This is a genomic window from Streptacidiphilus sp. EB129, assembly GCF_041262645.1.
In the GTDB taxonomy this organism is placed as follows: domain Bacteria; phylum Actinomycetota; class Actinomycetes; order Streptomycetales; family Streptomycetaceae; genus Streptacidiphilus.
In genome coordinates, this window is the sequence record NZ_JBGCCS010000026.1 from 8,407 (window position 1) to 23,398 (window position 14,992).

A 14,992-nucleotide genomic window follows, 5' to 3' on the forward strand; every position below is an offset into this window, starting at 1 on the left:
GGTCGTTGCCTTTCTGGAGGTGCGCCACCGCGTGGAGCACGGCGGGGAGTCAGAGACCGAGATCGTTCTCGATGAAGGCGAACAGGTCGTCGTCGGTGGCCTCGTCGAGGCGGTCGACGACGGTGGGACCATCGGCCGGGCGGCCCGCGATCCGGTCCAGCAGGTCCTGGAGGCGCCTGGCGAGCTGCTCGCGGGTGTCGTCGTCCGCAGTGAGTTCGGGCAGGGCGGTCTCCAGGCCGGCCAGGCCGGCGAGGGCGATGTCCCGGGCCGACTCGGCCTCGTCCTGGACGAGGTGGCCGAGCAGGTGTGCCGCCATCGAGGTCGGCGACGGGTAGTCGAACAGGACGGTGGCGGGAAGCCGCAGTCCGGTGGCGCCGGTGAGCCGGTTGCGCAGTTCGAGTGCGGTGAGTGAGTCGAAACCGAGCTCCAGGAAGCCGCGTTCGGCCTCGACGGCGCCAGGACCCGGGTAACCGAGGACCATCGCGGCTTCCGTGCGCACGAGTTCGAGCAGGGTGTGCTCCCGCTCGGCTGGGGACATCTGCGCGAGTTGCCGCTCCAGGCCGCCGCTGGGTGCCGCCGCACCGACCGTCGCGGGACCGGCCGCGGCCGTGACGGCGTGCCGGGCCGGGCGGCCGACGAGGCCGCGCAGGATCGCCGGGACGGCCTCGGTGCCGGCCTGGGCGGCGATGGAGTCGATCACGAGCCGGGCGGGCACCAGCACGGCCTCGTCGACGACGCAGGCGATGTCGAACAGGGCGAGGCCCTCGGCCGAGGACAGCGGTTCGAGGCCACCCCGGGCCATCCGCTTGAAGTCGCTTTCGTCCAACTTGGAGGTCATGCCGCTGGGCTGCTCCCACAGTCCCCAAGCCAGGGACAGCGCGGGCAGGCCGGAGGCCTTGCGCTGGTGCGCCAGGGCGTCCAGGAAGGTGTTGGCGGCGGCGTAGTTGGCCTGCCCGGTGCCGCCGAACGTCCCGGCCAGCGAGGAGAACAGCACGAACGCGGACAGGTCCATGCCCCGGGTGAGCTGGTCCAGATTGATCGCCGCGTCGACCTTCGGGCGCAGCACGATGTCGATCTGCTCGCGGGTGAGCGAGGAGACCACACCGTCGTCCACGACCCCGGCGGCGTGCACCACACCGCGCAGCGGGTGCTCGGCGGGGATCGAGGCGAGCAGTTCCACCAGGGCGGCCCGGTCGGCGACGTCGCACTCGGCGATCCGCACCTCGGCGCCGAGCGCGGTCAGTTCGGCGCGCAGCTCCTCCGCGCCCTCGGCCGCCAGGCCGCGCCGGCTGGTGATCAGCAGATGCCGCACGCCGTGCTCGGCGACCAGGTGCCGGGCGAGCAGGCTGCCGAGGCCGCCGGTGCCGCCGGTGATCAGAAAGGTGCCGTCGCCGTCCCAGCTGGCGGACGGGGTGAGGCCGGGGGTGGCGGCCACCCGGGCCAGGCGCGGGACGTGCACCGCGCCCACCCGGACCGCGACGTTGGGTTCGCCACAGGTGACGGCCGCCGCGAGTGCGTGGTACGAGACGTCGTGGTCGTCGAGGTCAAGCAGGGCGAAGCGCTCGGGGTTCTCGGACAGGGCAGACCGCACCAGGCCCCAGACGGGTGCCCAGGCGAGGTCGTCCTCGACCGCGTCGCCGGTGCTCCTGGTGACGAAGACCAGCCGCGCGTCGGTGAACCGCTCGTCGCCGAGCCAGGTCTGCACGAGCTGCAGCGCCCAGTAGGTGGCGTGGCGGACGCGCCTCGACAGGCTGCCGGCCTGCTCGTCCATCCCGGTGACGATCACCCGGTCCGGGACGGGTGTGCCGCCGGTGATCGCGTCGCGCAGCGCGTCGAGGTCCGGGTAGGGCTCGACCGTAGCGCCGGCCACCGCGAGCGCCTTCACCAGTTTGGCCGGGTTCGGGCCGAGCACCGCCCAGTGCTCACCGGTGTGGGCACCGGCCGGGGCGGTGGGCGCCATCACCATGTCGACCCGGAACAGCGAGTCGTGGTAGCGGGAGCGGGCGGCCTTCACCTGGTCGGCGGTGACCGGCCGCAGGATCAGGCCGCCGATCGTCGCCACCGGGCTGCCGGTGTGGTCGGCGAGGTCGACGGTGACGGTGTCCGGCGCGGTCGCCACCAGCCGCACCCGGAGCGCGGCGGCGCCGACGCGTTCCAGTGACACCCGCTCGAACGAGTACGGGAGGACGCCGCGCCCGGCGACTCCCTCGGCGAAGGCGAGCGTGTGCAGGGCTGCGTCGAGCAGTGCCGGGTGGATCCCGAACCTGCCGGCCTCGGCTTGCTCGTTCGGCGCGAGACCGACCTCGGCGTAGACCTCGGCGCCCCGCCGCCACACCGCGCGCAGTCCCCGGAACGCGGGACCGTAAGCGAATCCGGCCTCGGCGAGCGTGTCGTACAGCTCGTCCACCGCGACTGCCTCAGCCTCGGCGGGCGGCCAGGCGCCCAGGTCGGGGGCGACCCACTGACGGCCGACGACCAGCCGGCCCGTGGCGTGCCGGGTCCACGGCTCGTCCAGGTCGGCGCCGCCCGCCCGGGAAAAGACCCGCACCGCGCGGGAGCCCATCTCGTCCGGCGCCCCCACGGTCAGCTGGACCTGCACCGCACCGGAGTCCTCCAGGACGAGCGGTGCCTGCAGCGTCAGCTCCTCGATGCGCTCGCAGCCGACGACGGCGCCGACGCCCAGTACGAGGTCGACGAACGCCGTGCCGGGGACCAGGGTCGCGTCCATGACGCGGTGGTCCGCCAGCCAGGGCTGGTCGGCGGCCGACAGCCTACTGGTGAAGACGTAGCCGTCGCCGTCGGCCAGCGGGACCGCCGCGCCGAGCAGCGGGTGCTCGACGGCTCCCTGCCCCAGGGCGACCGGGTCGCCGCCGCGCGGCGGTGCGTCCAGCCAGTAGCGGTCACGCTGGAAGGGATAGGTGGGCAGGTCGACGCGTCGTCCGGCGCCGATGACCCGGGCCCAGTCGACGGGTACCCCGGCGACATACAGCTGGGCGACCGCGTCCAGTGCGGTCCGTTCGGCCTCGCGGTCGCGGCGGGCCAGCGGAACGGCGACGCCGTCCTCGGCCAGGTCGGCCGTCAGGGTCGACAGCACGCCGTCCGGGCCCACCTCCACGAAGCGGGTCACGCCACGCTCCGTCAGCTCCCGCACACCGTCGGCAAAGCGGACGGCCTGGCGCACCTGGGACACCCAGTACGCCGACGACATCAGCTCCTCGGCTGTGGCCAGACGACCCGTCACATTCGACATGACCGCCAACTGCGGCACCCGGAACTCGACCTGTGCCAGGACAGCAGCGAAGTCGTCCAACATCGCGTCCATCCGCGCGGAGTGGAACGCATGACTCACCCGAAGACGCCGGGTACGGCGTCCGGCCCCGGTGAAGTGCGCGGCGACGCGCTCGACCTCGTCCTCGTCACCGGAAACCACCACTGAGGTGGGGCCGTTGACCGCCGCAATGCTCACCCCGTCGGTGAGCAGCGGCAGCACCTCGTCCTCGCTCGCCTCAACCGCGACCATCGCACCACCCGCGGGCAACGCCTGCATCAACCGACCCCGCGCAGCCACCACCCGGCACGCATCCGACAGCGACCACACCCCCGCCACATACGCCGCCGCCAACTCACCGATCGAGTGCCCGAGCAGGTAGTCGGCCTCCACACCCCAAGACTCGACCAGACGGTACGCAGCCACCTCGAACGCGAACAACGCCGGCTGCGTCCACCCCGTCTCATCCAAACCCACCCCGCCGAACATCACCTCACGCAAGTCAGACCCGAACTGCGCACACACCTCATCCAACACAGCCGCGAACACCGGAAACGCGGCATACAACTCACGCCCCATCCCCGCCCACTGCGCACCCTGACCCGTGAACAACACCGCCAATGAGCCCTCACGCCGCACCCCGGCACCCACCGGACGCGACCCGTCACCCAGACGGTCAAGTCCGGCCAGCAACTCCTCACGATCCGCACCCACCACCACCGCCCGGTACTCCAACGCCGCACGACCCGACGCCAACGAGAACCCCACATCCACCGGATCCAACTCGCCTGCCGAGTTCCGCAGGGAGACTGCCTGCTGGCGCAGGGCGTCTGCGGTTCGGGCCGACAGCGTCCACGGGATCAACCCTGCGCCGGGCCCGGCCTCCGACTCGACGTCCACGAGGGTCTCGACAGGTTCGACGGCCGGGGCCTCCTCGATCACGACATGCGCATTGGTACCGGAGATGCCGAAGGCCGAGACGCCGAAGCGACGCGGGCGGGGGCCGGTGGTCCACGGCCGGGCCCGGGTGAGCAGTTCCACCGCGCCGGCCGTCCAGTCGATCCGGGTCGACGGCTGGTCCGCGTGCAGGGTCCGGGGCAGCAGGCTGTGCCGCAGCGCCTGCACCATCTTGATCACCCCCGCGGCACCGGCGGCGGCCTGGGTGTGGGCGATGTTGGACTTCACCGACCCGAGCCACAGCGGGTGTTCGGCGTCGCGTCCCTGCCCGTAGGTCGCCAGCAGGGCCTGTGCCTCGATCGGGTCGCCCAGTGACGTCCCCGTACCGTGTGCCTCCACGGCGTCCACCTCGGCGGCGGACAGGCCCGCGTCGGCCAGGGCCGCGCCGATCACCCGTTGCTGTGACGGGCCGTTGGGGGCGGTCAGGCCGTTGGACGCGCCGTCCTGGTTGACCGCGCTGCCACGCACGACCGCCAGCACGGGGTGCCCGTTGCGCCGCGCGTCGCTCAGCCGCTCGACCAGCAGCAGTGCTACGCCCTCCGCCCAGCCGGCCCCGTCGGCGTCCTCGCCGAAGGCCTTGCAGCGGCCGTCGGGGGCGAGTGCGCGCTGGCGGCTGAACTCGACGAAGGTCTCCGGGGAGGAGATGACGGTGACACCACCGGCCAGCGCCAGGGTGCACTCGCCGCGCCGCAGCGCCTGCACCGCCAGGTGCAGCGCCACCAGCGAGGACGAGCACGCCGTGTCCACCGTTACCGCCGGGCCCTCAAGCCCGAGCACGTAGCTGATCCGTCCGGAGGCGACGCTGGCCGCGCTGCCGAGGGCCAGTTGGCCCTCGAACCCCTCGGGTGCGTCGTGCAGGCGGCAGACGTAGTCGTGGTAGTTGGAGCCGACGAAGACGCCCGTGCGGCTGCCGCGTACCGTCTCGGGGTTGATGCCCGCGCGCTCGAACGCCTCCCAGGAGGTCTCCAGCAGCAACCGCTGCTGCGGGTCCATCGCCAGCGCCTCGCGTGGCGAGATGCCGAAGAAGCCGGGGTCGAAGTCGGCGGCCTGGTAAAGGAATCCGCCCTCGCGGGCGTAAAAGGTGCCGGTGTGCTCGGGGTTCGGGTCGTACAGGCCCTCGATGTCCCAGCCCCGGTCGGTCGGGAAGGGGCCGACCGCGTCCCGCTCCTCGACCAGCAGACGCCACAGGTCGTCGGGCGAGGCGACACCGCCGGGCAGCCGGCAGGACATGGCGACGATGGCGATCGGGTCGTCGTCGACGAGGGTCGTTACTGGTACCGGTGCTGACGGAGCATCAGCAGACGGTCCGTCATCCAGCAGCAGGCTGCGCAGATGGCGGGCCAGGACAGTCGCCGTCGGCTGGTCGAAGACCAGGCTCACGGGCAGCCGCAGACCGGTGGCGGCGGCGAGCCGGTTGCGCAGTTCCACGGCGGTGAGCGAGTCGAAACCCAGCTCCCGGAAGGCCCGGGTCGGGGCGATGGCGTCCGCCTCGGCGTGGCCGAGGCTCGCGGCGGCGTGTGAGCGCACCAGGTCCAGCAGTCGTCGGTCCTGGTCCGGCTTCGGCAGGGCGGCGAGTTCCCGGCCGAGGTCGGCCGCGGTGTCCTGCTCGGCCGGATCGGCCTCCGCGAGGGCGGTCGCCGCCTCGGGCAGTTCACGCAGCGCCGCACTGGGCCGGGAGAGGGTGAACGAGGTGGCGTAGCGCGCCCAGTCGATGTCGGCGGCGGCGACGGCGGGTTCGCCGCTGTCGATGGCGCGGAACAGCAGTGTCAGCGCCCGTTCGGGGTCCATCGGTGTCATCCCGAGCCGGCGGGCGAGTTCACCGACCTCACCGTCGGCGAGGCCACCGCCCGCCCAGACGCCCCAGGCCACGGAGGTGGCGGGCAGGCCGTCGGCGGCGCGCTGGCGGGCCAGCGCGTCGAGGTAGGCGTTGGCGGCGGAGTAGCTGCCCTGGCCGGGGCCGCCGAGGGTCCCGCCCATGGACGAGAACAGCACGAAGGCGTCGAGGTCGAGGTCGCGGGTGAGCTCGTGCAGGTGCTGTGCGGCGTCGGCCTTGGGCGCATGCACGGCGGCGGCGCGGTCGCCGGTCAGGGCGTCGAGGACCCCGTCGTCGAGGATCGCGGCGGTGTGAAACACCGACCGCAACGGCAGGTCGTCGGGCACCGAGGCGAGCAGCCCGGCCACCGCGTCGCGGTCGGCGACGTCGACGGCGGTGACGGTCACCCGGGCGCCCGCCGCCCGCAGCTCGGCGACCAGCTCGGCGGCGCCGGGCGCGCCGCCTCCGCTCCGGCTGGCAAGCAGCAGATGCGGGGCACCCGCACGGGCGAGTCGGCGGGCGAGGTGGGCGCCGATGCCACCGGTGCCGCCGGTGATCAGCACGGTGCCGCCGGGACGCCAGGCCGGCTCACCGCCGGGCAGCGCGGTGCGCGGTCGGGTGAGGCGGGCGCCGTAGCTGCCGGACGGGCGCAGCGCGACCTGGTCCTCGCCGTTGCGCGTGCTGACGCTGGGACCGGCCAGGGTGGTGCAGAGCTGGTCGACGGTCGCCGCGGTGATGGTGGCGGGCAGGTCCACCAGGCCGCCCCAGCGCTGCGGGTGTTCCAGCGCGGCGATCCGGCCCAGGCCCCAGAGGGTGGACTGGCCCGGCCGGTCGACCCGTTCCACGGGGTCGACGGCAACCGCGCCCTGGGTGGCGCACCACAACGGGGCGGTGACGCCGAGGTCGCCGAGGGCCTGGAGCAGGGCCGCACCGGCGACGGTGCCGGTGGGCAGAGTGGAGCCGTAGCGCCAGGGGCGGTCGTCCGCGGCCAGCAGGCTGAGCACCGCCACCGGGTCGCTGCCGTCGCCGACGCCGCGATGCGCGGCACCGGCTCCGCCCGCGATACCGACGCCGACGCTTGCGAGGTGCTCGGCGACGGCCTCCCGGGTGGTGCCGTCAATGGGCAGCTCCACCAGCTCGAACGGGACGGAGCGGGCCGCGAGGCCGTCGACGACCTGCCGGGCCCAGGGCTGCGCGCCGCCGTGGGCCGGGAGGACGACGAGGAGCGGGCCCGCCGGGACGGCGACAGCGTCCGGGATGCGCCGCCAGGTCACCTGGTAGCGCCAGCCGTCCAGCGCGGACTGCTCGTGGCGGTCCCGGCGCCAGGTGTGCAGCGCGGGCAGCACGCCCTCCAGGGCGGAGGGGTCGACCGCGAGGGTGTGGGCGAGGGCCTGCAGGTCCTCGTTCTCGACGACCTCCCAGAACCGCGCGTCGACCGGGTCGGCGCCGGCCACGACGGGCGCGGCATCGAGCCAGTAACGGCGGCGCTGGAACGCGTAGGTGGGCAACTCGACGCGGGGCAGGTCGGTGCACTGCAGGCCGACGCTCTGCAGGACGCTGCCGAAGACCGCCGTCCAGTCGACCGGGGCACCGTGCGCGAAGGCGGCACCGAGGGAGGCCAGCAGCCGGGCCGGGCCGCCGTCGTCACGGCGCAGCGTGCCGGTGACGAAGACGTCGCGGCCGGCCGCGTCGGCGGTCTCCTGGACCGCCATGCCGACCACCGGGTGCGGGCTGACCTCGATGAAGGTGGTGAATCCGTCCTCGGCGAGACCGTGGACCGCCGACTCGAACTGCACCCGGTTCCGCATGCTGCGGTACCAGTACTCGGCGCTGCCGAGAGGGGCAACGTCGTGCTCGGGCACGTTGCGGTCGGTTCCGTCCCCGTCCGGGCCGACGGTGGAGCGGAAGTCGGTGTGCGGGGTGAGCGGGACGATCGGGGCGAGGTCGGCGATGATCCGCTCGCGGAGCGCCTCGACGTGGACACTGTGCGAGGCGTAGTCGACATCGACCCCACGGGCGCGGACGCCGTCCTGCCTGCACGCCCCGATGAACTCCTGCAGCGCGTCGGCGTCACCGGAGACCACCACCGACGTGGGGCCGTTGGCCGCGGCGACGGTGATCCGGCCGTCGTAGGCGGCGAGTCGCGCGGTGACGTCGGCGAGCGACGCGGCCACGGACACCATGCCGCCGCTACCGGAGATCGCCAGGATGGTCCGGCTGCGCAGGGCGACCACCCGGGCCGCGTCCTCGATACTGAGCAGTCCGGCGACGCAGGCCGCCGCGATCTCGCCCTGGCTGTGGCCGACCACGGCGTCGGGGACGACGCCGCAGGCCTGCCAGACGGCGGCGAGCGACACCATCACCGCCCAGGACGCCGGCTGCACCACGTCGACGCGCTCCATGCCCGGCGCGCCCGGCTCGCCGCGCAGCACGGCCGTCAGTGACCAGCCGGTGTACGGGCGGAGGGCCTCCTCGCACTCGGCGATCCGGTCCCGGAACACCGGCCAGTGGTCCAGCAGCCCGACCGCCATCCCCACCCACTGGGCGCCCTGGCCCGGGAACACGAAGGCGGTTCTGCCGCCGCCGAGCGCGGCGTTTCCGGTGACCACGGCGGACTCGGGCTGTCCTGCGGCGAGCCGGTCCAGGGCGTGCCGCAGCGCGGGCAGGTCCGCGCCGAGAAGCACCGCACGGTGGTCGTGCGCGGTACGGGCGGTGGCGAGGGTCCAGCCGACGGCGGCCGGGTCGAGGCCGGGATGCGCGTCGAGGTACGCGAGCAACCGCGCGGCCTGACCGCGCAACGCGGCTGCCGAACGACCCGAGAGCGCCCACGGCACCACCGACATCGCCCGAGGCCGGTCAGCCGACACCGGGGTCGACGCATCGGCGCCGACGACCGTGTCAGCAACGGACACTGACGAGACGTCACTATCGGACACATCGGCCGCAACGGCGACAGGCCCGGCCGGCTGTTCAAGGATCACATGGGCGTTGGTGCCCGAGACGCCGAAGGAGGAGACGGCCGCGCGGCGCGGGCGGCCGGTGGCCGGCCACTGCTGAGCCTCGGTCAGCAGTGCCACAGCTCCGGCTGACCAGTCCACATGCGTGGACGGCTCGGTGATGTGCAGGGTCTTCGGCAGGACGCCGTGGCGCATCGCCTGCACCATCTTGATCACGCCCGCGACACCGGAGGCCGCCTGGGTGTGGCCGATGTTGGACTTCACCGAGCCGAGCCACAACTGCCGGTCCGCCGACCGGTCCTGGCCGTATCCGGCCAGGACGGCCTGGGCCTCGATCGGGTCACCCAGCGACGTCCCGGTACCGTGCGCCTCGACCGCGTCGACCTCGACGGGGGTGAGACCGGCGTCGGCGAGGGCGGCCCGGATCACCCGCTGCTGCGACGGCCCGTTGGGGGCGGTCAGGCCGTTCGACGCACCGTCCTGGTTCACCGCCGAGCCGCGCACCACCGCCAGCACCCGGTGACCCTTGGCCTCGGCGTCGCTCAACCGCTCCAGCATCAGCATGCCGGCGCCCTCGGCCAGGCCGAAGCCGTCGGCGGTCTCGGAGAAGGCCTTGCACCGGCCGTCGGCGGCCAGGCCCCGCTGCCCGCTGAAGCCCACGAAGGCGTCCATGGTCGACATCACCGCGACGCCGCCGGCCAGCGCGAAGGAGCACTCGCCGCGCCGCAGCGACTGTGCGGCCAGGTGCAGCGCCACCATCGACGAGGAGCAGGCGGTGTCGACGGTGACTGCGGGGCCCTCCAGGCCGAAGGTGTAGGCGATCCGGCCCGAGGCGACGCTGCCCTCGGTGCCGATGATGAGGTGGCCCTCGGCGCCCTCGGGCACCTGCTGGAGCCGGGAACCGTAGTCGCCCCCGGCCGCGCCGACGAAGACACCGCCACTGCTGCCGCGCAGCGTCGCGGCGTCCACGCCCGCGTGTTCGAAGGCCTCCCAGGCGATTTCGAGCAGCAGCCGCTGCTGCGGGTCCATCGCCGTCGCCTCGCGCGGCGAGATGCCGAAGAAGTCGGCGTCGAAGTCTGCCGCGCCGTAGAGGAATCCGCCCTCGCGGACGTAGCTGGTGCCGGGCCGGTCCGGGTCGGGGTCGTACAGGCCGTCGACGTCCCAGCCCCGGTCGGTGGGCAGTCCGGAGATCACGTCGCGGCCCTCGGCGACGACCCGCCACAGGTCCTGCGGGGACTCGATGCCGCCGGGGTAGCGGCAGCTCATCCCGACGATGGCGATGGGCTCGTCCGCCGTACCCGGCACGGTGCCCGGCCCGGCTGTCGCGTCCGACTCCGGCTGTGCGCCGAGGAGTTCGGTCAGCAGGTGGGCCGCGAGCACGCGCGGGGTCGGATGGTCGAAGACGATGGTGGCGGGCAGCCGCAGACCGGTGGCATCGCCGAGGACCCGGCGCAGCTCGACGGCCGTCAGCGAGTCGAGGCCGAGATCACGGAACGGACGGGCCGGCTGCACCGCGTCCGCGCCGTCGTGGCCGAGGACGGCGGCGGTCGCCGACCGGACCAGCTCCACCAGCTCGCGCAGCCGGTCGGCCGGGGCCAGTGCGGCCAGCCGTCCCCGGAGTCCGTCGGGTTCGGCTGCCGCCGTCGGCTCGGCCTCCCGGCCGGAGGCGGCCTCGCGGCCGAGCAGCGCGGCGACCTCAGGCAGTTCTGCGATCAGCGGACGGGGCCGGGCGGCGGCGAAGACCGGGGCGAACCGCTCCCAGTCGACGTCGGCGACGGCCAGAGAAGCCTCGCCGTGGTCCAGCACCCGTTCCAGGGCGGACAGGGCGGCATCGGGGGCCATGAAGGCGAGACCGTGCCAGTTCGCCGAGTCGTGCACATCGGCGTCCCGGGTCATCCCGCCGCTCTCCGGGCTCCACATGCCCCAGGCGACCGCCGTCCCGGCGAGACCCCGGGCACGGCGCTCTCCGGCCAGGGCGTCCAACTGCGCGTTGGCCGCCGCGTAGGCGCCGTGGCCGCCGCTGCCCCAGACACCGGCCACCGAGGAGTAGACGACGAAGGCGTCCAGGGTGTCCGCCGGGAAGAGCGCGTCCAGGTTCTCCGCGCCACGTGTCTTGCCCCGGGCCGCGGTGCGCAGGTCGTCCGGTCCGGTGTCGGCCAGCCGTCCGAGCACGCCGACCCCGGCCGCGTGCACCACGGTACGGATCGGGCCGTGCTGGGCCTCGGTCCGGGCGACCAGCTCCGCCAGCGCGTCCCGGTCGGCGACATCGCAGGCGGCGACGCTCACCCCGACGCCGAGCGCGGTCAGTTCGGCCACCACGGCCTCCACGCCGGGCGCCCGCTCACCCCGGCGGCTGACCAGCACCAGGTGGTCCGCGCCGTGCGCGGCGAGCCAGCACGCGGTACGGGCGCCGAGGCCGCCGGTGCCACCGGTGACCAGGGCGGTGCCGCTGGTGCGCCAGCCGCCGCCCAAGGACAACGGGGCCCGGACCAGCCTGCGTGCGTAGCCGCCGGTGGCACGGAGGGCGAGTTGGTCCTCGCCATCGGCACGGGTCAACAGCGAGGCAAGGGACTGCAGTTCGGATCCGTCCCCGGCGGGCGGCAGGTCCACCAGACCGCCCCAGCGGTCCGGGTGCTCCAGCGCGGCCACCCGGCCCAGGCCCCAGGCGGCGGCCTGGCGGGCCAGACCGGCCGGGTCCTCGGGAGCGGCGCTCACCGCACCCCTGGTCGCCACCCACAGCGGAGCGGCGACCCCGGCATCGCCAAGGGCCTGCAGCACCGCGAGAGCCGACTCCTCCGGCGCCGCCGTGTCGAGCGCCAGCAGCGAGAGCACGCCCGCGAATCGGGCGTCGGCGCCGATTTCGTCAGCACCCTCAGCGGTGGCGTGGGCGAGCAGGGCGGCCAGTGCCCCTCGGTCGGCGTGGTCCTGCGCGGGCACGGTCATGACGACCGCGCCACCGAGCGCGGCGGCGACGCCGGAGGCGTCGGAGCCCTCGGCGGCGAGCAGCAACCAGCGGCCGTCGAGCTGCTGGGTGGGCGAGGCGGGCAGCGGGCGCCAGGCCTCCCGGTACATCCAGCTGCCGACTCCCGTCGCGGCGGCCGATGCCGGGTCCCGCAGCCAGTAGCTGCGGCGGCGGAAGGCGTAGGTCGGCAGGGCGACCCGGCGGCCGCCACCGATGACCGCCGACCAGTCGACCGGAGCACCCGCGATCTGCAGCCGGGCCAGCGCCTCCAGCGCGGTGGGCACGGCCTCGCGGTCGCGGCGCGCGAGGGCGACGGAGACGCCGCCGGCCGGCTCGTCCGCCAGGGCCGACAGCACGCCGTCGGGTCCGACCTCGACGAACCGGGTGACCCCGCGTTCCCTCAACTCGCCGAGACCGTCGGCGAAGCGGACCGGCTGACGAACCTGGGAGAGCCAGTAGCCGGGCGACATCAGCTCGTCGGCGGTGGCCGGACGGCCCGTCACATTGGACACCACGCCGATGCGCGGATGGTGGAACTCGACGCCCTCCAGCACCACCCGGAAGTCGTCCAGCATCGCGTCCATTCGCGCGGAGTGGAACGCATGACTCACCCGCAGACGCCGGGTCCGGCGGCCGATCCCGGTGAAGTGGGCGGCGATGCGCCCTACTTCGTCCACCTCGCCGGAAATCACCACGGACGTCGGGCCGTTGACCGCCGCGAGGCTCACCGTGCCGGTCAGCAGCGGCAGTACCTCGTCCTCGGTCGCCTCGGCCGCGACCATCGCACCACCGGCCGGCAGTGCCTGCATCAGCCGTCCTCGCGCGGCCACCACCCGACACGCATCCGACAGCGACCACACCCCCGCCACATGGGCCGCGGCCAACTCGCCGATGGAGTGGCCGAGCAGGTAGTCCGCCCGCACCCCCCAGGACTCGACCAGGCGGTAGGCCGCCACCTCGAACGCGAACAGGGCCGGCTGCGTCCACCCGGTCTCGTCCAGCGACTCACCGGTGACCATCACCTCGCGCAGGCCGGGCCCGAACTCGGCGCACACCTCGTCCAGCGCCGTCGCGAACACCGGGAACGCCGCGCTCAGCCCGCGTCCCATCCCGGCCCACTGCGCACCCTGGCCGGTGAACAGCAGCGCGGTGGCCCCGTCGTCGTCCAGGTCGGCGGTTCCAGTGAGCACTCCGGTCCCCGGGCGGCCGTCGGCCAGGGCCTGGAGTCCGGCGAGCAGCTCGGCGCGGTCGGCGCCGAGCACCACGGCACGGTGCTCCAGCGCGGCGCGGCCGGTGGCCAGCGAGTGGGCGATGTCGACCGGGTCGGCGTCCGTCTCCGCCACGAACGCCGCGAGGCGGGCGGCCTGGTCGCGCAGCCCCGGCGCGGTACGCGCCGAGACCGGCCACGGCAGCACCGTCAGCGGCGGCGAACTCACCGGCACGTCGGAGTCGGAGGCCACGGCAGCAGGCCCCTCGACGGCAGCACCCTCGACGGAAGACAGGGCCGCGTCGGCCACCACGCCCTCGGTCGCTGCCGGTTCGGGCGCGGCGGCATCACTCGCCACCGGCTCGGGCGCCTGCTCCAGGATCACGTGCGCGTTGGTGCCGCTGGCGCCGAAGGCGGAGACACCGGCCCGGCGCGGACGGTCCGCGGCATCGGGCCAGTCGCGGGGCTCGGTCAGCAGTTCCACCGCGCCCGCCGACCAGTCCACCGCGCTGGACGGCTGCGTGACGTGCAGGGTCCGCGGCAGGGACGCATACCGCATTGCCTGCACCATCTTGATGACCCCGGCCACCCCCGCCGCAGCCTGGGCGTGGCCGATGTTCGACTTCAACGTGCCGAGCCACAGCGGACGTTCGGCGTCCCGGCCCTGACCGTAGGTCGCCAGCAGCGCCTGCGCCTCGATCGGGTCGCCCAGCGAGGTCCCGGTGCCGTGCGCCTCCACGGCGTCCACCTCGGCGGCCGTCAGGCCCGAGTCGGCCAGGGCCACCGCGATCACCCGCTGCTGCGCGGGGCCGTTGGGAGCGGTCAGGCCGTTGGACGCGCCGTCCTGGTTCACCGCACTGCCACGCACCACCGCCAGCACCGGATGCCCGTTGCGCCGGGCGTCGGACAGCCGCTCGACCAGCAGCACACCGATGCCCTCGCCCCACCCGGTGCCGTCGGCGTCGTCCGAGAAGGACTTGCAGCGGCCGTCGGCGGCCAGGCCGCGCTGACGGCTGAACTCCACGAAGGAGCGCAGGTTGGCCATCACGGTGGCGCCGCCGACCAGGGCGAGGCCGCACTCGTCCTGGCGCAGCGAGCGCACCGCCAGGTGCAGCGCGACCAGCGAGGAGGAGCACATGGTGTCGACGGTGATCGCCGGACCCTGCAGGCCGAAGGTGTAGGCGATCCTGCCGGAGAGCACCGCCGACGCGCTGCCGGTCAGCAGGTGGCCCTCGACCTCCTCGGGGACGGTCTGGAACGCCGCGCCGTAGCCCTGGGAGCTGGCGCCGACGAAGACGCCGGTCTGCGTGTCGCGGACGGTGTGCGGGTCGATCCCGGCGTTCTCGAACGCCTCCCAGGCGGCCTCCAGCAGCAGCCGCTGCTGCGGGTCGGTGGCCAGCGCCTCGCGCGGGCTGATGCCGAAGAAGTCGGCGTCGAACTCGTCGGCGTCGTAGAGGAATCCGCCGGTACGGGCGTAGCTGCGGCCGGGCCGGCCGGGCTCCGGGTGGTACACCGCGTCGATGTCCCAGCCCCGGTTGGCGGGCACCGGGCCGACCGCGTCCCGGCCCTCCGCGACCAGATCCCACAACTGCTCCGGGGAGCTCACGCCGCCGGGGAGGCGGCAGCTCATCGCCACGATCGCGATCGGTTCGGCGGCCCGCTCCTCGGCCTCGCGGAGGCGGCGGTTGGCGTGACGCAGGTCGGCCGTGACCCGCTTGAGGTAGTCGCGGAGCTTGTCCTCGTTCGCCATCTCAGTTGGCTCCTCGTCGGCGGCGCGCGGTGGTCCGGGGCCGGCGGGTCGGGCACGGCCGGCCTCCTGGACCTGGTG

1 protein-coding gene is annotated in these 14,992 nt (G+C 74.2%); it reads right to left on the bottom strand.

The annotated features are described in order from the left end of the window. Nucleotides 1-49: 49 nt before the first annotated feature. Nucleotides 50-14,914 carry a type I polyketide synthase gene (locus tag ABH925_RS26765; protein ID WP_370151618.1) on the bottom strand — a complete coding sequence of 4,955 codons (14,865 nt, stop codon included), beginning with the start codon at nt 14,912-14,914 and terminating at the stop codon, nt 50-52. Nucleotides 14,915-14,992: the final 78 nt, after the last annotated feature.